This window comes from Thermococcus celer Vu 13 = JCM 8558, from assembly GCF_002214365.1.
Lineage (GTDB): Archaea > Methanobacteriota_B > Thermococci > Thermococcales > Thermococcaceae > Thermococcus > Thermococcus celer.
Window position 1 is genome coordinate 1,104,140 of record NZ_CP014854.1, and the last position, 24,357, is coordinate 1,128,496.

Below are 24,357 nucleotides of genomic sequence, written 5' to 3' on the forward strand. Positions count from 1 at the left end.
CGCGGGTTAGATACATTGATTCTGGCCAGCTGCACCTATTATTTCCCTGAAAAACCCATCTCGCGGAAAAAGAAAAGCGGGACAGGTTTTCCTTTTCACGAGTTACGCAGTTATGGGTAATAAGGGTTTCGGAAAAGAAAATTCGATTAATGGCAGGTTCAAAGTGCAGTTTGTCGAAGTTCCTTCGCCAGCTCAACCAGCTTCCTCGCCCTCTCCAAAGAGACCTCGTTCTCGACTTTTCCCTCGCGCTTTATCCACGTTCCCACTATGAAGCCGTCGGCATACTTCCAGAGCTCGGGAAGGTTGTCGTAGCTCGTTCCCGAGCCGACTATCACCGGCACGGGAGAAATCTTTTTGGCCAGGGCCAGTTTTTCAACATCCACGGGCTTTCCCGTCGCTTTTCCGCTCACCACAACGGCATCGGCCAAACCCCTTTCAACCGTGTCAAGAAGGGCGTCCTCAAAATCGGAAAAGTGTACGGCGTGCTTGACGTGCACATCCGCTAAGACCTTTATCTTTGAAGGTAAGCGCTTCCTCAGCATCGCCAGCTCGTGGGCGATGCCCTCGATAATCCCCTGGTCGGTGTATGCAACCCCGCTCAGCACGTTCACCCTTATGAAATCAGCCTTCACAGCGTAAGCTATCGAGTAGGCAGCTATCCCGTCGTTGCGGAGGACGTTTATACCGAGCGGGAGGGAGACTTCATCTCGGATGGCCCTCGCCACAACTGCCATGGAAGCGACGGTAATTTTATCGGCGTACTTGGGAAAGGGGACGTCGCCAAAGTTCTCGACCATTACCGCGTCGAAACCCGCCTTCTCAAGGGTCCTCGCGTCCCTCAGAGCGGAATCGATGACCCCGTCAAGGTCCCCGTCGTAGAGATAAGAGCCCGGCAGGGGCCTGAGATGAACCATCCCGATGAGGGGCTTCTTTTCAAAATCCATGAGATCACCAAACGGGAGAAAGGGCGGGGGTGTAGTTAAGGCTTTCGAAAACGGGGAATGGAGTACAAAGATTTACACCGATGAAAAACTTTATATAACGGGCCAAAGAGGTAATAGGTATCATGGTGAGGCGGAAATACATCGCCTTTCTTACCCTCACACTCCTCTCCCTCATGATCGCTTCCCTCGTCCTCGGACCAGTCCTGATTGGGGTACCCCCCGGAACCAGAAGCATTGAGGGGATACTATCACCGAGGCTCCCGCCGGGAAACGAGAGCAACGAAACCGTGCCTCTGGTGGAGGTCCCGTTTTCACCCCACTTCGTCCTCCTGGTGACCGGGGCGGCGCACACTCACTACCTCAGGCTCAACGTCTACACCGACTACGTGGGGGGAAGGTGGGTTACGAGAAACACCACGAAGATTCCGAGCAACGTCATCGCCCCCCCTGAGATAGGCGTGCCCCACCACAGCGAAAGGGACAGGATAACGGTGGTCTCGTTCCAGCCCCTCACGGGCAACCTCTTCACCTCCCTCTACACCACCCGCGTTGACGGTGCCGGTGTCGAAGCCCTACCCGAGTACAACCTCTTCAGGACAGCCCTCAACGTCACCACGTACTCGTTCTCCTCGGTTAGCTACACCTTCGACTGGCCGTATCTGGTGAACCTCACCGCCGGAAACCAGACGGAGTACCTGACGGCCCCCAACGACACCCAGCTTAGGGATTTTGCCCGGACCGTAACCCTCGGCTTCCGTTCGGACTACGAAAAGGCCCTCGCCATAGCCCGATACCTGGCCAACAACTACCGGCTTGGAAACGCGACTCCCCCTGAGGGAGCGGACAGGCTGAAGTGGTTCCTTTTCGAGTCCAAAAGAGGGAGTTCCTACGACTTCGCCTCGGCCTTCGTTGTTCTGGCCAGGCTGAGCGGCCTTCCCGCGAGGCTCGTGGAGGGGGTTTACATCGACGCGGTTCCCCGGACACAGGTCGTTACCGAGAAAAAAAGCCAGTTCTGGGCGGAGGTTTACTTTAAAAAAGCCGGCTGGCTGGTCTTCGATCCCCTCCATTCCGACCCCAACGTCTACGTGCCCTTCGAGCTCGAGGTGTCACCGCCAAAAATAACCCTCGACCCCGGTTCCTCCGGGGAGATTACGGTAAAGTTCGAGCGCGTCGCGAGCGGCACGAACTCAAGCGTTACCGTCGACGTCCCTTCCCTCGGAAGAATCGCCACCGTCAACGAATCGGGGATACACAACCTGACGGTGGGGCCCTTCAGGGAACCCGGTTACTATCCGGTGATCGTCAGGGCGGTCACGAACGCCGGAACCCGGGCCTCGGTGCTCCGCCTCACCGCCGTCACCGTTCCGGGCGGGATAACTGTAATTCCGGACCAGGCGGCGATTGTCCTCCCCAAAGGGAGCGGGGCAACCCTTGAACTCACCGTAAATGGAGCCCCCAAGGAACTCAATCTCGATACGGACTCCCCGCTGGTTGAGGCGTGGGGCCTTCAGAAGACGCCCGAGGGTGGGAGGAGGATAGAGGTCGGACTGAGGGCGCCCCCCGGGTACACCCCCGGATGGCACGTCGTGAACGTGACCGTTGAAGGTGACTCAGAGGAATACCCCCTCAACGTCCCCGTCTTCGTCATGGAGCCCACCTCAATCGGTGCGGACGTTCCCCCCACAACCACGGCGGGCGATTCTATGACCCTGAACGGCACGGTAAAGGGGACACTCACCGAAACCGCTCCCCGGGCTGGGGCCGTCGCGGTGTTCCTGGAGGGTGAGAAGAGGGACGTCCTGATAGGGTACGGCAACGTCTCGAACGGGACGTTTTCACTCCCCGTCAAAATCCCGGAGTATCTAAAACCCGGAACCTACCGGCTGAAGCTTTACTACCTCACGCCCCTTGGATACCCGTACCTCTCCTCAAGCACCACGAGGACGGTTAAAATAAAGGGGCTCGCGGGGTTTTCGCTGCCGGGGCGGATTCTGGCCAATCCCGGAAACCTGACCATCGTGGGGGGTCTCGTTGATGGGGCGGGTGAACCGATACCCAACGCCACCGTCTCCTATTACCTGGACGGGATACCCATTGGAAACGAAACGACGCTAACCGACGGTAGGTTCTCCCTGAGGCTGGAGATCCCGGGGATAGAGAGGCACAATCTGACGCTCAGCTACGCCGGGAGCATCAACTACTCCCCCGCGACCAGAACGGTTGAGCTGGCCACTGTTAAGCTCGAAATCCCGGGAAAGGTGATCGGAGAACTCGGGAAGCCCGTTAGGGTCAGGGGGAGGGTCGTGGGGGTTGAGAACGCCACCCTCAACGCCTACGTATTTCCAGGCAAGACCTACACCTTCAAGGTGGTCAACGGGAGCTTTGACTTTACCATCGAGCCCTTCAAGACCGTCGGGGATAGGTCCGTGGAGTTCAGGCACGGGAGCAGGGTTCTGGAGAGGATAACCGTCACGATAGTATCCCCGGTGAAGATAGAACTGCTGACCCGGGAAGCAAGGGGCGAAAAGACCGCCAGGCTGAGGTTTAGGGTCGTGGACTCGGTCAACGATCCCGTGGTCGGCGTATACCTCAACGTAAGCCTCGGCAACTTCGCGATGCGCACGATGACCAACGACTCCGGGATAGCCACCCTCGACGTCCCCGTGCCCGAGGGAGAAACCAACGCCACCGTCACCGTGACGTTCGAGGGTTCCCCCTACTACCTGCCCGCGAGCGGGAGGTTCTACGTCGTAATCGGCAAAAAGCCGAGAATTCCCTGGTTCTACATCGGCTTGATGCTGATAATCGGGGCCCTGGTGGCCAGGTACCGGCTTGTGAGGAGGAGACCCGAAGAGAAGAGGCAGGAGAAGATTCTAAAGATAATATTCAAGAACGGAATACCGCTGTTTCAGGAGGGGGAGGCCCTGGAGATAAGCGTAGAGTGCGACGGTGAGCCCGAGCTCTACGTCGACGGAAAGCTACTCGGGAGGGGACGGGACTTCAGGCTGAGCCTGCCTCTCGGAGATCACACGATAGAGGCCAAGTGCAACGGCCTGGTCGAGACCGCAACGGCAAGGGTGGTGCCCAGCTACAACGAGGCGGTGATTGAGTACTACGAGAGGTGCTTCCTCCCGTGGGCGAAGGGGGTGGGGGTGACGGTTGACGAACTGACCCCCGGGGAGATAGCCGAGACCCTCACGGACATGATGTACCCGTGGGAGCCCATAGATGCCCTCACCGCGATATTCGAGAAGGCCAAGTACAGCGGAAGGAGGGTCTCACGGGAGGAGTTCATAAGGTTCTACCGCTCGGTTCTTGAGGTTATAGGGGGTGGCTGCGTTGTCTAAGCCCAAATGGGGGAAAATCGCGATATACGTCGGTGCACTAACGCTCACGTACGCCCTCTCCACCCAGATCGGGGGACTGGAAGCCGTTCTTATGCCCGCTGCGGTTCTGACTCTCTTTTTAATTGCCGGGGACGTTGCCGGGGCGATAAAAGGGGGAAACACGGCCTTCGTCCTAAGGCTCCTTGGGGTAACCCTCGCGGCGCTCTTCGGACCGACCGGATGGAACCTCCCGGCGGCCATGATAATCTTCGGGGCGGGAATAGCGACGATGGCACCGAGGCTTGAGAGCCATTCCAGGTTCATCCGGGGGGCGGGGCTCTTCATCGCCCTCTACGGGATCTCAAGGCTTCCCCCTTTCGGGGCGGTGGGAAGCGTCTTCAGTTACGCGGGCCTTTTCCTTTTCCTCGGCTACGCCGTGGCGGAGCTCGGCGGGAGGTATCCGTGGACCGAGCCCGTTGAGAGGAACCTGCTTGGAATAGGTGCCCTTGGTGCAATCATGGGGCTCTACGCTGCGGTGAGGGGGAACCTGAGCGAGAGCCACCCCGATATCGTGTTCTACGGGGAGTGGCTGGCCCTCCTCCTTGGAGTTGTGGTGGCCGGGAGCATGGTCCACTCCTACGTCGGTGAAAAAGACCCCGAGGCCTACCTCCTTTCCCAGTGGAGAAAGCACGAGGCAAAGACCGTGAAGAAACTCGGCCCCGAACTGGTGGAGGCCAGTAAAGCCGTTGAGGACTTTGTGGTTCGCGGGAGGAAGGGACCGCTGGTGGCGTTCATAGCCTACTACGGCTCCCGGCTCTTCGATGACAGGAAGAGGTTCGAGGCCCTCATCGGGAAGATAACCGACTACAGGGGGAGGCAAACCTCCCGGTTAACGCCGCTCTGGATAAGGCACGCCTACGAGAGGAGGGAGCTGGAGCGGAGGATTAGAATAGTTGAGGAAGTTTTTGAGGAACTGAGAACCCTCATGGGGTGGGAGTCATGATGGAGATTGAGGAAGCATCCCAAACCCTTGAGAAAACAGTCGACAGGATTTCGCGGGTTTATATTGGGAATGAAACGGTAGTTAGGAAGACGCTGGCGGCGGCTCTCGTGAACGGGAACGTCCTCTTCGAGGATTACCCGGGACTGGGCAAAACCCTCCTCGCCAAAGCCTTCGGAAAAACCCTCGGCCTGAACTACACGCGCGTCCAATTCACGCTGCCCACAGGATTGTGGTTAAGCCGGAGTACGCTTTCGAGGGCGTGAGTGGAGTGGAGGTTGTTAGGGAGGCTTTACTGAGAACCCCCTTTCCAAAAGAGGCTGAAGAAAAATGAGGAAAAGCCTGATGGGATACGCCCTCTGGGCACTGGTCCTCGGCACTGCGTTCCTCTCGCCGGGAATGATAGCCCTGGCTGTAGTGCCGCTTTCCCTGCTCGCCCTGGCCGTCCTCGTTGACCCGCCGGGCGGAGTCAGGGTGGAGAGAAGGCTCTCAAGGCGCGAGATACGGCTCGGCGAAGAGGTCGAGGTAAGGGTTGAGGTTACGGTAAAGAGGGGGGTTGGACTGGTCGTCGTCAGGGATCCGCTCCCGAAGAACGTCGCCCTCACCTCCGGAAACAACGTCGGGGTCTTCTTCAAGGGACTGAAGCCGCTGAAGGCCAGCTACACATACAGGATACGGCCGATGCTCAGGGGGTTCTACAGGCTGCCGAGGAGCGAGGTGACGACGAGGAACCCGTTGGGAATTCGATACCTCTGGGGGGTGTACGGCGAGGAACTCCGGTTCAGGGCCGTCCCCCGGATCGTCAGGGCCGTCCCGATAGCGGAGACGAGAAGGGAGGCCAGGATAAGCGTCCCGGAAACGAGCTTCTCTATAAGGGGCCCCATCTCCACGGACTTCAGGGAGATAAGGGACTACCAGACAGGCGACCCGATGAAGCTCATAAACTGGAAGGCCACCGCGAGAATCGGCCGGGTTCTCGTCAACGAGTTCGAGAGGGAAGGCAAAAAGACGGTTCTCTTCGTGGTCGATGCAAGGGAGGCGATGAAGATAGGGATCGAGAGTGAAAGCCCCTACGAGCACGCCATGAACCTGGTCGCGTCGATGGCACACCGCTTCCTGCGGAAGGACTACCACATGGGCCTCTACCTGCTCGGGGCGAAGAAGTTCCTGCCACCCGCCACGGGGCCGAGGCAGCTGCACACGATGGTTAGGACCATGATGGACTTCGAGAGGGTTCAAACGGAGGAGGAAAGCTTTGCCGACGCCATCAAGAGGCTGAAGAGGATACTCGTCCAGTACACGCCGCTCGTCATATACGTCTCCAACGTGCTCGACAGAACGGCCGGGGAGACGAGGAGGGGACTCCTCACGATGATGGCGATTCACCGGGGCAAGTCCAGACCGGTGGTGGTTGACGTCTCGGTGTATCCGGCCCTCGACCCCAAAACGGGCACGCTGATCGAGATGGAAAAGCGGGCGATAACCTCGGAGCTGGAAAACACCGGCGCCTACATCGTCCGCTGGCTTCCGGGGCGGGAGGATATCGGGGAGGTTCTGAGCAAGTTGCTGGGGGAGATAAGATGAACTTCCGGGCGTTAAAGCTGGCGGTCGTTCTAACCGCGATAGTCCTCACTTCTCTGGCCTACTCCGACCTGCTCCGCCCAGGAGACTACGTACTAACGACGGCCATCGGGATAACCCTCCTGGGAATCTTCCTCTCGGGAGGTTCAGCCAGTGGAACGGTCTTTCTCTCGACGGTGCTCTACGTGGTACCCTACTCGATAGGCATCTCCCAGTTCCTCCCGGTGGCGTTTCCTCAAGCGTACAACAACCTGAGCGGGGCCATACTGGCGAGCCCCTACTTCTCCAGCCCGCTGGGCATCTTCACCCTGATGGCCCTGAGCATACTGGCCGAGTACATCGAGACCACCGAGAGGTGGGAGAAAGTGTTGAGGGGGCTCGGATGGAGGGAAAGGGGCGGAAAGACCCTGCTCTACGGCCTTCCGGTTGCTCTGCTGGCGTTCCTCCTTTCGCTGGGACTCCTATGGCTCGGGGGGAATCTCAGCATTTCAGCAACCGGGATCCCCTTGCCGGTTCTCATTCTCCTTCTCGGCATAGCCGTGGCGTATTCCTCAATCGAGGGCGGGAGCTACCGGCGCGTCATCGTTGCGGTCGAGGTTCCCCCCATGAACGGCGAGGTGGTGATAGAGACGGCCGACGGGAGCAGGGTCGTACCTCTGAGCCGTTCCCGGGCCTTCGAATGGGACACCCTCCGGCTGGAGGCCGAGCTGAAGAGGCGGCCGGAGCGAGTCCTCCTGAAAGCTGGAGGAAGGAATGAAGTCCTGACCCCCCTGCTGGAGAGCGTTGACGGGGAGACCCTCTTCCTGCTCTATCGGGAGGGAAAGGAGGAAGAAGGTTAATATATCTCGCCGGCCAAAAATGAAAGGGTGATGACAATGGATGAGTTACCGAAGGCGGCGAATAAAGTTCTCGAACCCGACGAAAAGGTTCTCTTCTCCGTAAAGAAGAAGGTAAGCCTCGAAAAGCCGAAGTGGGTTCTCGTGACGGACAGGAGGATAATCTACCTCGACGAGAAGATCCTTGGCAGGTACGATATAAAGGCCATCCCCTACCATAAGCTCGAGGAGGTGAGGATTGAACTGGGCGTCATGTCCTCGGAATTCCTCATAAAGGGTGAGGAGGGCATAAACCTAAAGCTCGGCTGGATGAACAAGGAACAGGCGAGGAAGACGGTAAACGCCATAAAGGACGCCCTCAACGCGATAGCCATCGAACCGGTGACGATAGAGGTCAACAAGGGCCTCACCCACGAGACGTGGATCCTGAAGAAGCCGAAGGAACTCGTGAGCAGGGTCGTTCCGGGAGGAAGCGCCCTTAGGGAGGCTCCAGCGGCGGAGAAGAAGGAAGACCCGCTCGAAAAGCTCAAAAAGCTGAAGGAGCTCTACGACATGGGAGTGATAAGTCCGGAGGAGTACGAGGAAAAGAGAAAGAAGCTCCTGGAGCAGATTTAAGCCCTTTTTCTCCAGACCACCGCCAGGCCCAGAATAACGAGCAGGGCGCCCACAACGGCGTAGGGGGTAGTACCCTCGCCGGGGGGAGCACCGTTCGTTGGGATTTCGGAGGAAGGCTTGCCTTCAACCCTGGGTGGTTCGTCGCTTAGAACCACCACCCCCGCGGCCTTCCCGTAGAGCTTCACGCCAAGGGGCTTGAGCTCACCCCAGTACGGTCCCTCGTAGAGCTCAACCGAAAAGGCCGTTCCGTTGGGAAGGGGGACGACCGTGAAGTAGTAACCCGTCGAGGACCTCAGGAGGGGTCTCGGCTCGGCGAGCTCCGAGATGTTCCCCTTTATCCAGAGGTTCACCCTGGAGACGTTCACGAGGCTCGCGTTTACCGCCACCAGCGCCGGGATCTCGTTCCCGGAGTAGTAACGAAGTCTGGCGGCGTTGCTGACCTTCCCGTTCGTTTCGACGACGACATTGAGCCAGGCTTCGCGGGTCTTAACCCTGGGAACCTCAACGAGTATCTCGGTGGAGTTCCAGGAGAGAACCTTGGCCTCGACGCCGCCGATGATCACCTTGCCGGAGGAGCCGAACCCGTCCCCGGCTATTAGAATCCTCTGGCCGGGTTTGACGGCGTAGGGAGTTAACGAGCCGATCAACGGCTTTTCCTGTTCCCGCTCGAGGTGGAAGACGTAGAAGCCGTTCCTGGGCAGTTCCACCGTCGTTTTCCCATCCTGAACCTTTATGGTGGCGTTGCCGAGGGCGTCCCGATAGACCCCATCAGGCCAGTCGAGGTCGAGGACTAAACTCCTTGACGGGCCCTTGTTCATGACGACGAGGAGTTTGTGAGTTCCGAAGGTTCTCTCGAAGGCCCAGACCGAGTAGTTGGCGTGGAGCGTCCTGAAGTCCCCGAAAGCCAAGGCGTCGTTGGTCTTTCTCAGCTCCGCCAGGGTTCTGATTATGTAAGACGCTTTAGTGGTGTTGTTGAAGACCATCATGGGCCTGTTGTAGGGGTCGCCGGCCCCGTCCTTGCTCACGAGGTAGCTCTCGTCGCCGTAGTAGATCACCGGGATGCCCGGCAGGGTCATGGTCAGGGCCAGCGCCATGTGGAAGCGCTCCAGAGCGTCCTCCCTCCTCGCCCCGTTCAGGAAGCGGATTAAATCGTGGCTGTCGAGGAAGTTCAGCTGCTTGTTCGGGTAAACGAAGCGGGAGTAGTAACCCTCGAGCTCTCTCGATAGCGTCTCGAGGCTCCCTATGAAGCCGAAGGTTCTCACGATGTCGGCCCTTATGGGTATGTTAAGGAGCGGCGAGACGTTGGAGTAGCGGTAGAACTCGTACAGGTCGTCGCTCTTCTGCACGGAGGGGGAGTAGTACTCGCCGTAGATGAAGAGGGGCCCTCCGGAGTAGAGGCGCAGGTAGAAGCTCTCGAGCCAGCCAAGTTCCATGTGCTTGACCGCGTCGATCCTGAGGCCGCAGGCACCGTTATCGATGAAGAGCCTCGCCCCCTCCGTGAGGTACGAATCGACCCACGGGTTGAGCTGGTTGAAGTCGGCTAAGCCGTAGAGGTTGGCGTACTTCAGCTGTATTCCCGACCAGACGAAGATGTTGCCGTTGTGGTGGTAGACGTTCTCCCTGATGCCCGTTATCGGGTTCACGGAGGCGTTTTTTGCGTCCCGGAAGTAGTCCGTGACCTCTGTTCCGTTGTCGTAGAGCGCCCCGAACTCGCCGTCCGATGCCGGGTTCGAGTGATTTGGAACGTAATCAACGACGATGCAGATTCCCCGCTTTCTCGCCTCCTCCACGAGCCGTTTGAAGTCCACCCAGGTCCCGAAGTGCTCGTCTATGCGCCTGTAGTCCCTCGTCCAGTAGCCGTGGTAGGGGGCGCTTCCGGAGACAATCCCGTTTACGTTGTCGTTGAGCGGGGAGACCCATATCATCGAGACGCCGAGGCTCTTGATGTAGTCGAGCTTCTCCGTTAGACCCTCCAGATCGCCGCCCCAGTAGAGGCGGTAGTTCGTCCGCGATGGGTCATAAAAGGGCCGGTTGTTGCTCTGATTTCCATCGTAGAACCGGTCGACCATGACCTGGTAGACGACGCCCCTCTCGGGAACGCTGTAAGAAGCCACCGGAGGGGCCATGAGAAGGAGCATCGCAAGCACTACAAGGGCTCTCCTCACAGTATCACCGAAGGTGATAAGGAAGGGACCTTAAAAACCTCACTTTTTGGCCACGTCCTTGAAGCTCAGAGAGACGGTCGAACCCAGTATTTCGTCGTTCGCCGCTTTCACAACCCGGAGCCGGTACTCGCCTCCATTCGCTTCCCACATCAGTACGGTGCTGGAGATTTCCTCAAGGAGAGGAAGGAGCTCAGGGGTCACCCTCTCCAGGACGTCCCTGTTTATGAAGTAGAGGGCAAAGCGACTCCTGTTCCCGACAAAGGTCGAGACGTTGCGGACGAGCCTTATAAGCGCGGTCCTCTCGAGGACCACGAAGAGCTTGTGCATCCCGAGGACCGGGTTGCACACGAGCTCTCCGGGCACGACGTTCTGGTATATTCTGTTATAGTACCCAAAATCGAGGGAGTACTTGTCCAAGTCGACCCTGCCCGCGACGTTGCCGAATTTCCTCCTCCCGCCTATCTTTATGACCGGAACCTCCATGAGCGGCCCAACGTCCAAGCCCATGAGCTCAAGCCGGGCCACGTACTCCGGGAAGGTATCGGAGAAATCGTCGATTAGAAGGGGCTTCTCCGCCGAGGCACACCACCTGCTCAACAGGTACAAGAAGAGCTCGGGTGATGAAACTGAATCGTGCTCAACGAGTACGGTTTCGCCTGGTTTGAGTCCTGAGAGCACGCCCTCGATTCCACCGTTTCTCACGTCCAACCACCTTATTCCCCTTCGGTGTTGAACTATAAAAAATTTAACCAAAAACCTACACCAGCCGGGCGACACCGAGAACCCTCGGAGAGTAAAACGAGCCCCTCCTCTCGAGCCTGTTCCCAATCGCCGCTATGGAGCGCAGGAAATCGAAGACGTTACCGGCCAACATGTTGTCCCTGAAGGGAACCACCTCCCCGTTCCTGACGGCGTAGCCCAGCCCAACCGTTAGGGAAAAATCGCCGCTGACGGGGTTGGCCGTGTGCTCTCCGAAGACCTTTTTGATTATGATGCCCTCGAACCCCTCGAGGTCGTCCTTGCCCGGCTCAACGACCACGTTGCTCGTCCCGATGTGCGGAACCGTCCGGAAGTCCCTGGCCGCGTTTCCGGTGCTCTCCATGCCGAGTAGTCGCGCGTACGTCTCGTCGAGGAGGAAGGAGGAAACCATCCCGTTCTCCACCAGGACCGTCCTTTCACCGGGGTTCCCCTCACCGTCGAAGGAAAAGCTACCGGTGCCTTCGGGAAGGGTCGCGTCGTCCAGGATGACCAGCTCCCCCGGGGCGACCTCCTCGCCGGGCTCGGAGAAACGGCTCCGGCGGTGATAGACGCTCTCTCCCGAGAGGTTCTCAAGGAACACCCCCAGAACGGCCCTGAAGGCCTCGGGCTCGAGCAGTATCTCCCCCGAGTGGGGTTCAAGCCTCCCGGCCCTGTAACTCAGTTCCGCCTCCGATATCGCCCGTTGAATGGCGTTCTCAAACTCCTCGAAGGGCTGGAGCGAGCGGTAGCCCTGGTAGTACGAGCCCGAGCCGGTTCCATCCCCCTTCTTCACGGCGTACGCACCCAGGCTCATCCACGTGCCCTTCCCCTCGAGCCGGACTCCATTGGAGTTCACCACACCGTAGTGATCAACGGCAAGGGTGATGGAACCGGATAGGGTCAACGAATCGTCCTTCAGCTCGCGCATCCTAAGCGAGAAGTCCCTCGCCATCGCGTGGGCCTCCTCGAAGGGTATGCTCTCTATTCTCCTATCGTAGAGTCCCTTCACGTGCGGTACCTTAGAGGGTGTGGGAAAGCCGGGGAACGGAACCTCGCTGACCCTTGCGAGCTTTATCGTCCTCTTCACGAACTCCTCAAGGGCTTCCCTTTCATGGTTGAGGCCCGTCACGTAGGAGAAGCCGAGCTTTCCCAGGTAACCCACGCGCAGGCCTATCCCGGAGTAAAATTTCCTCTGGGAGCGCTCGAGGGTTTCCCTCTCTATCCTGAAGGATCCACTCCGCCCCCTCTCCCAGTAAAGCTCCCACTCAACGTTCTCGCGTTCGAGGATACCTATCAGTTCGTCGATCACCGCAATCCCCCCACGAGCGCCCTCGTCAGGACGTGGGGCCCCCCATCATCGACTGGAACCCACTGACCCTTTCCGCAGTAGCCCGGGAACTCAATCCTCAGGTCGTTCCCCACGGCGCGGACGTTCCTCAGGACGTCGAGTATCTTCCCGGAGAGCGCCACGTCCCTAACATGGTCTCTGATCTCGCCCTTCTCTATGATGTAGCCCTCCCTGGCCCCGAAGGTGAAGGTACCGCTGGCGGTGTCGACCTCGCCGCCCTTGTCCCCTATCATATAGAGCCCGTTCTTAACCTCCTCGACCATTTCCTCGAAGTTCCAGTCGCGGGGCTCGACGTAGGTGTTGCTCATCCTCACGAGGGGCTGATGGGCGTAGCTTTGCGCCCTGCCGTGACCGTTCGGCTCGAGGTCGAGCAGGGCGCTCGTCTCGCGGTCGTTGAGGTAGCCCACCAGAACGCCGTCCCTTATTATCTCAACCCGCTTCCCCCTGATGCCCTCATCGTCGTAGATGTAGGAACCGAACCCGCCCGGTAGGGTCGGGTCATCGACGACCGTGAGTTCTTCGGAGGCTATCCTCTCCCCCACCCTCCCGGCCAGGATGCTCTCCCCGTTCTTGACGGAATCGGCCTCGGCCGCGTGACCGAGGGCCTCGTGGATGAAGACACCCGTGAGCTCGGGATCCATTATCACGTCGAACTCCCCGGAAGGGGGAGCCCTGGCGTGCAGGAGTGAGATGGCCTTCTCCCTAACGAGGGCGGTCCAGTGGTTCAGGTCTATTCTCTCCACCAGTTCCCAGCCGGCCGTGCCACCGAAGCTCTTCCAGTAGCTCTGCATCACGCCGTTTTTCCCGGCGGTTACGGAAAAGCCCAGCCTCACCCTCGGGACTACCGTCCTGATCTCGCTTCCGAGGGAGTTGAAGTAAAGAACCTCCTCCAGGCCATCGCCGTAACCGACGCTCCTGCTGGATATCCCCCCACCCCGAAGGAGGGAATCCACCTCCTTCACAAGGGCGAGCTTGTCCCCTATGTTCACGTCCAGAAAGCTCTTTTTTGGCCTTATCTCGACCTCTTCCACCACGGGATCCCCGAGGTGTATCCTCGAGTTACCCTCCGAGAGCTTGGCTATCTTCATTGCGGTCTCTACGGCCTTCTCCGCCCTGCCCATGTCGTTGGCGCTCGAAAAGCCCCACGCCCCGTTGAAGGCCCTGACGCCTATGCCCGTCTCTGTGTTCGTCCCCAGCTCCTCGGGCCGGCCATTCTGCATCGAGACGTGGGAAGAGGTGACCCTGATCAGGCGCACTTCGTAATACGATACCCCGTAACGTTCCGCGAGTCTATCCACCAGCCGCACCAGTCCCTCCATCCTCCCACCGGGAAGCGTAGAGGGGGAGCGTTTATATGGGTTCCCATAGAGGGATGAACCACAAGCGTTTAAGTGTTGGGTATGGAGAGGCGTAACGAGATACTCAAGCGCATCCAGGACAGGCCCGGGATAACCTTCAGGGAGCTGGCGAGGGAACTCGGGATAGGCATAGGTGACCTGCAGTACCACCTCCACCGGCTGGAAAAGGAAAGGAGGGTGTTTTCAAGGAAGTTCGGGAAGAGACGCTACATATTTCCGGAAGGCTTCGAGAAGGACCTTCAGAGGCTTATCATAGCTATCTCAACCGGAACCCGGAGGAGGATCCTCCTGCTCCTCATGGACGGCCCGCTGAGCCAGAGCGAGATAGCCAGAAAGTTGGGAATCAGTCAGCCCACCGTGAGCTACCACATGGGGGAGCTCCTGAAGCTCGGCATCGTCGACGCCAGAAAGGACGGGAAGAGCGTGGTGTACACCCTCTCATACGATCCGGGGATAATAGCGCGGGTCATAAAGGAGTACCGGCCGGGTCTCTGGGAGAAACTGGCCGACAACCTGATAGACCTGCTAACCGGCGTGGGTGATGGGGAATGATGGAGACGATACTCGCCCTCACGGCACTCGTCCTCGCACTGGCCCTCGCGTGGATTTCCGCGATGGCCTACAGGAAAAGCCACCTCCGTGCGGCCCTTTATCTGATAGCCGCCTTCCTCCTGCTGGCCATAAAGAAGGTCATAGAGGCCCTGCACCTGGCGGCCTGGATAGAGAGGGACGTGAGCATGGCCGTTGGTGGTCTGGAGGTGCTTGTTTTAATCCTCATCATCCTGGCGCTGTGGAAACGCTAACGAACCACCATCACCGGCGGCTCTATCAGACCGATTACCTCTTCGAGCAAACTCCCAATCCTCGTTTTTCCGCTCCTCCCGTAGGCACCCATAACGACCAAACTGTACTTTCCGGAGTTCGCCTCCTCGAGTATCTTGTCCCGGGCCGATCCTTCCACGATCCTTATCGAACAGTTCACGCCCTCTTCATGGCAGAGTTCGAGGAGGTTCGTCAGTATCTCCTTGATGCTCTTCTTCATCTCCCTCCATATCTCCTCCTCGAACTTCCGCATGTCCTTAAGGTTCTGGATTCTCATTCCTATGTTAAAGGCCAGCGCCTTAGCCTCCCTCCTGTCGAGGACGGAGAAGAGGATGATCTTGTCTCTCTTCCTCTTCGCTATCGCTATCGCGTGAAGGGCCGCCTTCTGGCTCCATTTCGAACCGTCGACGAGCACGAGTATCCCCATACCTCACACCCCTATGTACCTCACCCAGATGAGCAGCATGCCCACGCCAACCGTGCTCAGCATCACCACGAGACCAACTTTAAGGAAGTCCACGAAGCTTATGTTGATGCGTTCCCTGGCCGCTATACCGAGGACGACGACGTTGGCGCTCGCGCCTATCGCGGTGCCGTTTCCGCCGAGGCACGCCCCGAGGGAGAGGGCCCACCATAGCGGGTAAACGTCCATGGAAACACCCATAGACTTTATCAGGGGTATCATGGCCGCGGTCAGCGGGATGTTGTCAACTATGGCCGAGGAAACTGCGGAGAACCATGTTATAAGCACGAGCGCCTCGCCCGTCGTGTGAACGTAATTCAGAACCCAGTGGGCGACGTCGTTTATGACGCCGGTCTCAACGAGGGAACCGACCACTATAAACAGGCCCATGAAGAAGAATATGGCCGTCCACTCCACCTTCTCGAGGATCTCGGTGGGATCCATCCTGCTCCAGAGCAGGAGAACCGAGGCACCCGTGAGGGCCACGACCGCCGGTTCTATTCCAAGCCTGTCGTGAACGAAGAAAAGCGCCACAACGGATAGTATCACGATTATGGACCTCCTGAAGAGGGGGTAGTCCCGTATGGCATCGTCCTCGTTGAGCATCTGAACGACGGATCTGAGCTCCTCCCGTTTGGAGGGGCTTATTCTCATGGCACCCCTGTAAATCAGATAGATAACCCCCAGGGTCACGAAGAGGTCCACGAGCGCTATGGGCCCCATGTTCAGGAGGAAGTCGTTGAAGCTGAGACCCGCGGCCGAGCCTATCATTATGTTCGGAGGGTCACCTATGAGGGTGGCCGTTCCACCGATGTTTGAGGAGAACACCTCAGCCAGAAGGAAGGGAACCGGGTTTACGTCCATGAGGTTGGTTATGTAGATGAGCATGGGGGTTAGAAGGAGAACCGTAGTAACGTTGTCGAGAACCGAGCTCACGAGGGCCGTCACCACGGAAAACAGCAGAAGAACCTTCATCGGACTGCCCCTGGCGAGCTTCGCCGTTTTTATGGCTATGAACTCGAAGAGACCGCTCTCTTTGGCCGTATTGACTATCATCATCATGCCTATGAGCAGGAACAGGGTGTCCAGATCCAGGTACTCGGCGATCTTTTCCCAGGGGACCACCCTCGTGAAAAGCACTATGGACGCTCCAAAAAGCGCGGCAACGGTTCTGTGTATCCTTTCACTGATTATGAGGACGTAGGTAAAGATGAACACTGAAAGGGCGATTGCTATCTGTTCGTTCGGACCCATGGAAATCACCCTAATATATTATCGTCGGTTTATCCACGTGCTGGACTATCTTGAGAACCACGGGACTCATGGGGGACGTCTTGGTTATCTCGGATCCATAACTCCGGGATATCACGAGCAGGTCAAAATCGGCCGCGAGTTGAATGATTTCATCGCTCTTGTTCCCGAGGATGTACTTTTCCCTGACGTCCAATCCTATCTTCTCCAACCCCTTCACCATCCGGGAGAGGATCTTCTCCCCGCGTTCCATCTCCACCGCCCTGAGCCTTTCGGCCTCACGTTTCCCGAGGGTCTGCTCTATCATGTGGAAGGCCATTCTGTCGATCATGTAGACGAGGGTGATGGAGGCATCCGCGTAGGCCCCAAGGGTATCGTAAAGCTCCTCGGGTATATCATGGGCAAACCTGTCGACCGGGAGGAGGATCGAGGACACCTCCGGGAGAACGAACTCTTCGGGAAGCAGAAGGAACTCACGGTAGCGCTGAGCTATCTCCTCGTACCTCTCTCCAGCGATGTTCCTGAACTTTCTGGAGATGAGCCTGCTGAAAATGTCCATTTTCATCCCCGGGATAGGAGGAGGCAGGTGGCTTTTAAACATTTAGTTTAGAAAATTGAACCACAAACGCTTTATTAAGGCCCTTCGGAGCTAAAATCGGGGTGAGAGGAATGAAAAGGGCACTGGTATCGTTGCTGGTACTCATGCTTCTGCTGCCGTTTGCGTCCCTCGCCACCGCCGAATGCCCAAGTGAAGGCCACACTGTCGTTCTAAAAGCTCCAGCGGTTTCCAGGACTGCCGACGGAGAACTCGTGGGTGTTGCCACGGACTTCGTGATAACCGTCGCACCGGGAACGGGTCACGTCTACGTCGAGACGTGGCCCCTTGCCGAGGTTGACATGCAGGCGAGCGCCAGACTGGCCGCCCAGATAGCGGGAAAAGTCCTCGGCGTCGATATGAGCAAGTACGACGTGTTCATCCAGATAAAGGCGGACTCACCGATAATAGGGGGGCCCTCGGCAGGGGGAACGATGACCGTTGGAATAATCGCGGCCCTCGAGGGGTGGAAGGTTAACCCGAAGGTCATGATGACGGGAATGATAAACCCGGACGGGACGATAGGCCCGGTTGGGGGCATACTGGAGAAGGCTTCGGCGGCCCACGAGGTCGGGGCGGAGCTCTTCCTCATCCCGGAGGGCCAGCGGATCCAGTACGTGCAGGAGACCCAGAAAAAGGAAATAGGGGGGATAGTTGAGATAAACACCCAGACGAAGAGGGTTGACGTCGTCGATTACGCCAAAGAGCGCTGGGGACTGAAGGTGGTCGAGGTAAAGGACATCTACGACGCCGTGTACTACTTCACGGGGCACAAAATCCCCCGGCCAAAGGTGCCGGCCTACACCAGGATAGACACGGGCTTCCTCAAGAACGATGCCCTAAGCGACTACGATAACACCACCGCCTATTACCGGTCAACGCTGGAAAAGCTCAAGAAGAGCGACGTTAACTACGCCACCTATACCACCCTGATGGAGGCCATGAACGAGGCCGAGGCCATCCTCAACGAGTCGAAGAAGAGCCTCGATGGAGGGATGTACTACACGACCCTGAGCAAGGACTTTAAGGCCAGGATAATCATAAGGCACGTGGACTGGTACATAAGCGTGAAAACCGAGGGGGACGTTCAGAAAATCCTGAAAACCGTTGGTTTCCAGATAAACGCCTCGGAGGAGAGGGTCTCCAACGTTACCATCAGGGGCACTACCATGCTCCAAGCCATCGCCGCCGCCGAGGAGAGGGTGGAGGAGGCCAAGGGCTTACTCGACGATGCGTGGAAGTATTACTACAACGGCAACTACTGGGACGCTATAGGACAGGCGGCCTACGCTTACGAGAGGGCCAAAACCGCCGTCTTCTGGGCGGACCTCGGCGAGAGGTTTGCAGGCGGGGAAGTGATAAGCAGGGACGTCGTCAAGACCACTGCAAGGGACTACCTGGACGAGTCCAGCCTCATAGTGACCTACATAGAGTCGATGTACGGTAACGTCGCGGGGGACCTCAGTCAGAGCATTCAGGAGGCGGAAGGGTACTACGACGACGGCAAGTACTCGGCGGCACTCTTCACCGCGATGGAGGCCCGCGTGAGGGCGCAGGTCTTTCTGGACACGCTTGGAATAGACAACCAGACCGTTCTCAGGGAAAAGCTGACCGGGATGAAAGAGGGGGCGAAGGTTGCCATCGCAACGGCCCAGGAGGGTGGGATAATCCCGGTTCTGGCGATGGCCTACTACGAGTTCGCGGAGAGCTACGAGCAGAGCGCCGATGAGAACGGCAGTATGGAGGATCTCCAGACGGCCATGATATTCTACCAGTACGCCAGGGAAACCGCGAACCTCTTCCTCAGCGAACCGACCCGGGAACCCGGCCCAAACACAACCGCCACGGACGTCCCACCGATCGTCATTCCCACACCATCGACCTCATCGACACGGGCCATGGAAAACGCAACGGCCACCCCGGGAGGGAATGCCGGGGGTGTGAGCGTTTCCACAGCGGTGATCCTGACGGCCCTGGGGGCGTTCATCCTCGGAGCCGCGGTGGGCAAGAAGCTGTGAACACCTCCCCCGCTTTTTTATACCCTTCCTCCGGAAAATTGAAGGGCAAGGGGGATAACGAAACTCCAATCTGAGCTGTGACGGAAGAGGGCTCGAATTATACCAGACTCCTGAGGAACTCAACGTACATCGCCTTAACCCGCCTCACGGACTCAACGCTCACCCACTCATCTGAGGAGTGCCAGTTTCCGCCGATGGGGCCGTAAACGAGCGTCGGTTTACCCAGGTAGGTTCCGAAGTAGTTGAAATCGCCCACGCTCCTCCCGTAGGTTATCCCCGGCTCCTTTCCGAAGAGCGCGGCGTGAACCCTCCTGAAGAGCCTCACGAACCCGTTGTTCTCCCTGACAGCGTAGGGGAGCATATCCGGGGTCGGCCGCTTGAACTTCTCGACCCTGACCTCCCCCCTGAGCTTCAGCCTTCCTGCGAGGTTGAGGAGTTCCCCCTCGACCTTATCCCAGTCCTCGCCGAGCACTACGTGCCTGTCGATTATCGCCCTTGCCCTATCGGGGACGCTCAGCCCGTCGGCGGAGCCCTCGATGTGGAGCGTGCAGTACGAGCCCTTTCCGAGTTTTCTATGGCTTCTGAACCTGATCCGCCCCAGGTTACCCACGAACCTTCCAAGTTCCTCGACGGCGTTCACCCCGAGGGAAGGCCTCGCGGCGTGGGCCTTCTTTCCAATCACCTCGACCTGAACCACGAACCGCCCCCTCGCGCCGAGCATGAGGCTCTCGTTGGTGGGCTCGGCCACGAGGACGAGGTCGGCTTTATCGAGCTTCCCGCTCCTTATCAGCTCCCACGCTCCCCTCGAGTAGCCCTCCTCGTCGCTGACGGCGGTGAAGATAACGTTCGGCCTCTCCCGCCTTGGGAGGTTCCCGAGCTCGACGAAGGCACCCATGAGGGCGGCGAGACCACCCTTCATGTCCGCGCTGCCGAGCCCGTAGAAGCGGTCACCCTCGAGCTCTCCGGAGGGATTCCTCGTCCAGCCCGGGGAAAGGTTCACCGTGTCCATGTGCCCGTTAAGGACGACGGTGGGCCCCTTTCCTGGAAGGTAAGCGATCACGTCGTCACCGAAGCCCTCTACCGGAAGGGTCTCCACTTTAAAGCCGTGCTCCTCGAGGAACGAGGAGATGAAACGTGAGACCTCCCCCTCTTCCCCGAAGGGGGAACGGATGGAGACGAGCCCTTTGAGCAGTTCAACTTCCATCCTCATCACCCTTGAGCTCCCTCGCGAAATCCTTAAAAAGCGTATCCGATTTTATGCTCCTCACCCTGTCGTACTCCCTTTTCAGGGCCTCGTAATTGTCCCTGGAGAGCTTGGCCAGGTCCATCATTAGGTGCTTTTCTTCACCGGAGAGCCGACCGGCAAGGTACGAATACACCCGCTCGCCCAGCTTTTCGAGCTCCATAACGACCTCCAGAACCGCGAGGTAGTCCCCCACGGTTTTTAATTCGAACCTCCTATTAAGGAAGGTCCTGCTCCATTCACGGGTTTCACCCTCAGATTCCAGATTGGGGTACAGCTTCCTGACCACCCTCCAGAGTTTTTCCCCTTCCCGGAGCTTCTTTTCCACGAAATCCCTAAACTTCACTCCCCAGTAGCTCCTTGGAAGCGTATTCTCCAGAAGGATGTATATCCCCACCGAATATTCCTCGCTTCGGATGAGATACGATAGAACCTCGGGAAACGGCCTCCTTGAGACATCACTTAGAACGGCCTTTATCTCCTCGAAGGCATCATCGTTCATAAAGGCCTCGAGGGGTGCGGGCATGACATCACCACGGGGAGATATAACGTCCAACTAAAAAAACGTTTTGGATGGTGGACCGGGCGGGATTTGAACCCGCGGCCTCCGCCTTGCGAGGGCGGCGCTCGTACCAGGCTGAGCTACCGGCCCGTGCCCGGTAATAGTGAAAAGGGCAGGGTTTAAAAGCTTTCCGTTGAGCGGGTGGTTCAGGGGTCATCCAAGGTAATCCCCCAGGGCCCTGCGGGCTACTTTCAGCACTTCCTCCGGCGGGGCCTTAAAGCCGCCGCCCCTCGCGAGGATCTCACTGCCACCTCCACCTCCCCCGACCTCGGAAAGAACCTTCTCCAGCAGGTCTTTCATAGACGGCCCTTTAACCTCGCGGTTCCTGGCGAATACCACGTAGTTCTCCCCGGCAACAAGGACGATGGTTCCCGGGTTTCTGTCAACGAGGTGCACAACGAAGGCCTGGGCGTCCTTCATCGGGGCATCCTCAACGTAAGAGATTACCCTAATTCCGTTGATCTCCTCGGCATCGTCCAGCAGGGCGCGGGCCTTCCAGTCCCAGAGTTCCCTCCTGAGGGCGTTCTTTTCATCCTCGAGTTCGCCCATTTCCTCCCTGAGCTCCCTCACCCTTTCAACGAGGGGGCGGTTCTTGTTGGGCATCTCGTCGAGGCTCTCCCAGTAATCCGATAGGATATCGTTGAGGTACCTAATGGCCCTGTTCCCAGCCACGAACTCGATGCGCCAGAGTTTCCTGCTCTTCCTGTAAAAACGAACCACCTTAATCAGGCCCACTTCCCGCGTGCTCCTCACGTGCGTCCCGCCGCAGGGGATGACGTCAACCCCCGGGATGGAGACTATCCTTATGGGTGGCTTGACCTTATCGGAGAGCCCTTTCCGGAGCCTCTGCCGGAGCTCATCGGGAAGCTCATCGTAAACCTCGACCTCAACCGGAAGGTCCGACCACACGATTTCGTTGGCCCTCCTTTCAACCTCAAGAACGGTCTCCCAGGTGAGCTCCCCGGGGTAGTCTATCTCTATCTTGTTGTACTCCGCGAATATCTGAAAGCCGGTCGTGCCGGCATCGTGGAGATCCTTGAAGACCGCCGAGAGGATGTGCTGTCCCGTGTGCTGACGCATGTTCTCGTAGCGCCATTCCGCATCGAGAATCAGCCTGACGGGCTCTCCCTGCTCGGGAAGACGTCCCTCAAGCCTTCCCTCGTGCCATATCTCGTCCTTTCCCTCGACCCGCTCAACGGTTATCCTGAACCCCTCGCCCGCTATTATTCCCCTGTCGGAGGGTTGACCTCCTCCTTCGGGGTAGAAAATCGTCCTGTCGAGCAGGACCCTTACGTTTTTCCCCTTTCTTTCGGTCCTCTCCACCTTCGCCCCGGCCTCCCAGAGGTAGGCGTTCCTGTAGAACAGCCTCTCCGTCATGTCACCACCGGAGGGAAAAGGAGGGCAGGGAATAAAAGGGTTGTTCCTCACGAACTCCCGGCTCTGGCCTCTATAAGGGCCTTAACGCGCTTGAGCCTGAAGAAGTTCTCGCGCTCCATCTCGTCGAGGCGCTGTTTGATGAACTTAACCGTGGCCTCCATGCGCGGGATTATGATGTACTCGAGGGCGTTGACGCGCCTTTTGGTGACCTCTATCTCCCTGCCGAGCCTCTTCAGCGTTTCCTCCACCTCGGCCAGACGGACCGCTAAGTCGAGGACCTCCTCGAACTTCCCGGCCGCGAGGTCGACCTTTGTCGAGCTCGAAACGAAGGCGTAACCGCGCTCGTTCGCGCTCCTCCTGAAGGACTCGGCCTCGATGAGCGGAACCGGAACTCCCATGACGTTCCTGCTCTTTATCTCGACCTCCCCGTTGGGGTTGACGGAGAGACTTATCTCCCTGAGGCGAAGGGTTCCGACGTCTATCTCCGCCGCCTGGAGAGCGCTGAAGGCCTCGGCCATCTTCTGCCCCAGTTCCCTCCTGAGCCTGAGGGCCTCGTCGTATATCGTGAAGAACTCCATCACCAGGGCGTCCTGCTTGTCCTTCAGGAGCTTGTGGCCTTTCCGGGCGAGGGTTATGCGTCTCTTGAGGTTAAGGAGCTCCATACGCGTTGGCTTCACGTTGAGTAGTTCTGCCATCTCGACCACCTAAGGGTTAAGGGAGGTCAGCCCTCCCTCTTCCTGTACTTGGGGTGGTACTTGAGGATGTACTCCTTCCTGACGCGCTTGAGCTCGCTCTCCGGCAGTTCCGCGAGGAGCTCCCAGCCGAGGTCGAGGGTCTCGAAGATGCTCCTGTCCTCGTCGTAGCGCTGGGCGACGAATTCCTTCTCGAATCTGTCCGCGAACTTTAGGTACTTCCTGTCCGTCTCGCTCAGGGCCTCCTCGCCGACGACCGCCACGAGGTCCCTCAGCGAGCGTCCCTCGGCGTAGGCCGCGTAGAGCTGCTGGCTGAGCTGTGGGTGATCCTCCCTGGTCATGCCCTTACCGATACCGTCCTTCATCAGACGGCTGAGGCTCGGGAGGACGTCGATTGGCGGATAGATGCCCTTCCTGTGGAGCTCCCTGCTGAGGACTATCTGGCCCTCGGTGATGTAACCCGTGAGATCGGGAATCGGGTGGGTTATGTCATCATCTGGCATCGTCAGGATGGGCACCTGGGTTATGCTTCCCTTCCTGCCCCTGACGCGGCCCGCGCGCTCGTAGATGGTGGCCAGGTCAGTGTACATGTAACCCGGATAACCGCGCCTTCCGGGAACCTCTTCCCTCGCGGCGGATATCTCACGCAGAGCCTCGGCGTAGTTGGTCATGTCCGTGAGTATGACGAGGACCTGCATGTCGTAGTCGAAGGCGAGGTATTCCGCAACCGTGAGGGCCATACGTGGGGTGATGATACGCTCGATGGCAGGGTCGTCCGCCAGGTTGAGGAAGAGGACGGCCCTCTCTATTGCCCCCGTCTCCTCGAAGCTCTTCTTGAAGAAGTTGGCCTCCTCGTAGGTGATACCCATCGCCGCGAAGACCACAGCGAACTTCTCCTCCTCGCCGAGGACCTTCGCCTGCCTGGCTATCTGGGCGGCGAGCATGTTGTGGGGAAGACCGGAACCGCTGAAGATCGGGAGCTTCTGACCGCGGATGAGGGTGTTCATTCCGTCTATCGCGCTCACACCCGTCTGGATGAAGTCCCTCGGGTAGGCCCTTGCGACCGGGTTGAGGGGAGCACCGTGGACGTCTCTCCTGTCCTCGGGGATTATATCGGGCCCGCCGTCTATGGGCTTTCCGATGCCGTTGAAGACCCTGCCGAGCATGTCCATCGAGACCGGAACCTTGAGGGTCTCGCCGGTGAAGCGGACGCGGGTGCTCTTAACGTCGAGGTCCCTCGTGCCCTCGAAGACCTGGACTATCGCCATGTCTTCCCTGGCCTCGAGGACCTGTCCCTTCCTCTTCTCTCCATCCTGGGTCTCCACCTCGACGACCTCACCGTAGGCGACGCCCTTAACGCCCTGAACTATCATGAGCGGGCCGTAGATCTTGCTAACGGTCGAGTACTCCATTCCCGGCATCG

The 24,357-nt window shown here is 58.5% G+C and carries 21 protein-coding genes, 1 tRNA gene and 1 pseudogene; 9 read left to right on the top strand and 14 right to left on the bottom strand.

Going from position 1 to position 24,357, the window contains the following annotated elements; genetic code table 11:
- Positions 1-158: 158 nt before the first annotated feature.
- A complete protein-coding gene (locus tag A3L02_RS06155; protein WP_088863108.1) occupies positions 159-944 on the bottom strand; it encodes a BtpA/SgcQ family protein in 786 nt (261 codons plus the stop codon).
- Between the two features lie 122 nt (positions 945-1,066).
- On the opposite strand from A3L02_RS06155, the gene A3L02_RS06160 reads away from it, so the two are divergent.
- The 6 genes and pseudogenes from A3L02_RS06160 (at position 1,067) to A3L02_RS06185 (ending at position 8,302) form a co-directional block, all read left to right on the top strand.
- A complete protein-coding gene (locus tag A3L02_RS06160; RefSeq protein WP_088863109.1) occupies positions 1,067-4,291 on the top strand; it encodes a transglutaminase domain-containing protein in 3,225 nt (1,074 codons plus the stop codon).
- Positions 4,275-5,273, top strand: coding sequence for a hypothetical protein (locus tag A3L02_RS06165; RefSeq protein WP_394335142.1), 999 nt, complete (start codon positions 4,275-4,277; stop codon positions 5,271-5,273). Before A3L02_RS06160 ends, A3L02_RS06165 begins: the two co-directional genes overlap by 17 nt.
- A pseudogene (locus A3L02_RS06170) lies at positions 5,270-5,488 on the top strand (AAA family ATPase); the annotation flags it as partial. The gene A3L02_RS06165 and the pseudogene A3L02_RS06170, both read left to right, overlap by 4 nt.
- A 112-nt stretch (positions 5,489-5,600) precedes the next feature.
- Positions 5,601-6,854: a DUF58 domain-containing protein gene (locus A3L02_RS06175; RefSeq protein WP_088863111.1), complete on the top strand. Its 1,254-nt coding sequence runs from the start codon at positions 5,601-5,603 to the stop codon at positions 6,852-6,854.
- Entirely contained in the window at positions 6,851-7,690 is an 840-nt protein-coding gene (locus A3L02_RS06180; RefSeq protein WP_088863112.1) for a hypothetical protein, read from the top strand. Before A3L02_RS06175 ends, A3L02_RS06180 begins: the two co-directional genes overlap by 4 nt.
- A gap of 30 nt (positions 7,691-7,720) precedes the next feature.
- Positions 7,721-8,302, top strand: a complete 582-nt coding sequence (locus A3L02_RS06185) for a PH domain-containing protein (RefSeq protein WP_054833927.1) — start codon at positions 7,721-7,723, stop codon at positions 8,300-8,302.
- Here A3L02_RS06185 and A3L02_RS06190 read toward each other — a convergent pair.
- The 4 genes from A3L02_RS06190 to A3L02_RS06205 are packed head-to-tail and all read right to left on the bottom strand — an operon-like array spanning position 8,299 to position 13,872.
- On the bottom strand, positions 8,299-10,467 hold the full coding sequence (locus A3L02_RS06190; RefSeq protein WP_088863113.1) for an alpha-amylase family glycosyl hydrolase: 2,169 nt from the start codon (positions 10,465-10,467) through the stop codon (positions 8,299-8,301). The genes A3L02_RS06185 and A3L02_RS06190 overlap by 4 nt on opposite strands.
- Positions 10,468-10,506: 39 nt before the next feature.
- Positions 10,507-11,169 (bottom strand): DUF257 family protein, encoded by a 663-nt coding sequence (locus A3L02_RS06195; RefSeq protein WP_088863114.1) that lies wholly within the window; start codon positions 11,167-11,169, stop codon positions 10,507-10,509.
- A gap of 55 nt (positions 11,170-11,224) precedes the next feature.
- Positions 11,225-12,514: a TldD/PmbA family protein gene (locus A3L02_RS06200; RefSeq protein ID WP_088863115.1), complete on the bottom strand. Its 1,290-nt coding sequence runs from the start codon at positions 12,512-12,514 to the stop codon at positions 11,225-11,227.
- Positions 12,511-13,872, bottom strand: coding sequence for a TldD/PmbA family protein (locus A3L02_RS06205; protein WP_088863116.1), 1,362 nt, complete (start codon positions 13,870-13,872; stop codon positions 12,511-12,513). The genes A3L02_RS06200 and A3L02_RS06205 overlap by 4 nt, the downstream gene beginning before the upstream one ends.
- Positions 13,873-13,953: 81 nt before the next feature.
- Here A3L02_RS06205 and A3L02_RS06210 point away from each other — a divergent pair, with 81 nt between their 5' ends.
- Both A3L02_RS06210 and A3L02_RS06215 read left to right on the top strand, forming a co-directional pair.
- Complete coding sequence (locus A3L02_RS06210) at positions 13,954-14,463, top strand: winged helix-turn-helix transcriptional regulator (RefSeq protein ID WP_088863117.1); 510 nt, start codon at positions 13,954-13,956, stop codon at positions 14,461-14,463.
- Positions 14,460-14,714: a hypothetical protein gene (locus A3L02_RS06215; protein ID WP_054833926.1), complete on the top strand. Its 255-nt coding sequence runs from the start codon at positions 14,460-14,462 to the stop codon at positions 14,712-14,714. Before A3L02_RS06210 ends, A3L02_RS06215 begins: the two co-directional genes overlap by 4 nt.
- On the opposite strand, the gene A3L02_RS06220 is transcribed toward A3L02_RS06215, so the two are convergent.
- From A3L02_RS06220 to A3L02_RS06230, 3 genes are read right to left on the bottom strand one after another with little or no spacing between them, the layout of a single operon-like run.
- A complete protein-coding gene (locus A3L02_RS06220) occupies positions 14,711-15,160 on the bottom strand; it encodes a universal stress protein (RefSeq protein WP_088863118.1) in 450 nt (149 codons plus the stop codon). The genes A3L02_RS06215 and A3L02_RS06220 overlap by 4 nt on opposite strands.
- A gap of 3 nt (positions 15,161-15,163) precedes the next feature.
- On the bottom strand, positions 15,164-16,450 hold the full coding sequence (locus A3L02_RS06225) for an ArsB/NhaD family transporter (RefSeq protein WP_088863119.1): 1,287 nt from the start codon (positions 16,448-16,450) through the stop codon (positions 15,164-15,166).
- A gap of 10 nt (positions 16,451-16,460) precedes the next feature.
- Positions 16,461-17,012, bottom strand: a complete 552-nt coding sequence (locus A3L02_RS06230) for a universal stress protein (RefSeq protein WP_335755120.1) — start codon at positions 17,010-17,012, stop codon at positions 16,461-16,463.
- A gap of 104 nt (positions 17,013-17,116) precedes the next feature.
- Between A3L02_RS06230 and A3L02_RS06235 the strand changes: the two genes are divergently transcribed.
- Positions 17,117-19,060, top strand: coding sequence for a S16 family serine protease (locus A3L02_RS06235; RefSeq protein ID WP_088863121.1), 1,944 nt, complete (start codon positions 17,117-17,119; stop codon positions 19,058-19,060).
- Positions 19,061-19,157: 97 nt separating this feature from the next.
- On the opposite strand, the gene A3L02_RS06240 is transcribed toward A3L02_RS06235, so the two are convergent.
- From A3L02_RS06240 to A3L02_RS06265, 6 genes are all read right to left on the bottom strand, one after another.
- The gene (locus A3L02_RS06240; RefSeq protein ID WP_088863122.1) at positions 19,158-20,264 is read right to left on the bottom strand and encodes a M20 family metallopeptidase; all 1,107 of its coding nucleotides are present in this window, start codon (positions 20,262-20,264) and stop codon (positions 19,158-19,160) included.
- Positions 20,254-20,829, bottom strand: a complete 576-nt coding sequence (locus tag A3L02_RS06245; protein ID WP_088863123.1) for a ferritin family protein — start codon at positions 20,827-20,829, stop codon at positions 20,254-20,256. Before A3L02_RS06245 ends, A3L02_RS06240 begins: the two co-directional genes overlap by 11 nt.
- Positions 20,830-20,877: 48 nt before the next feature.
- Positions 20,878-20,955, bottom strand: a tRNA-Ala gene (locus tag A3L02_RS06250).
- 63 nt (positions 20,956-21,018) lie between these two features.
- Positions 21,019-22,242: an alanyl-tRNA editing protein gene (locus A3L02_RS06255; protein WP_088863124.1), complete on the bottom strand. Its 1,224-nt coding sequence runs from the start codon at positions 22,240-22,242 to the stop codon at positions 21,019-21,021.
- 47 nt (positions 22,243-22,289) lie between these two features.
- The gene (locus A3L02_RS06260) at positions 22,290-22,937 is read right to left on the bottom strand and encodes a V-type ATP synthase subunit D (RefSeq protein WP_088863125.1); all 648 of its coding nucleotides are present in this window, start codon (positions 22,935-22,937) and stop codon (positions 22,290-22,292) included.
- Between the two features lie 26 nt (positions 22,938-22,963).
- Complete coding sequence (locus tag A3L02_RS06265; protein ID WP_088863126.1) at positions 22,964-24,355, bottom strand: ATP synthase subunit B; 1,392 nt, start codon at positions 24,353-24,355, stop codon at positions 22,964-22,966.
- Positions 24,356-24,357 lie beyond the last annotated feature (2 nt).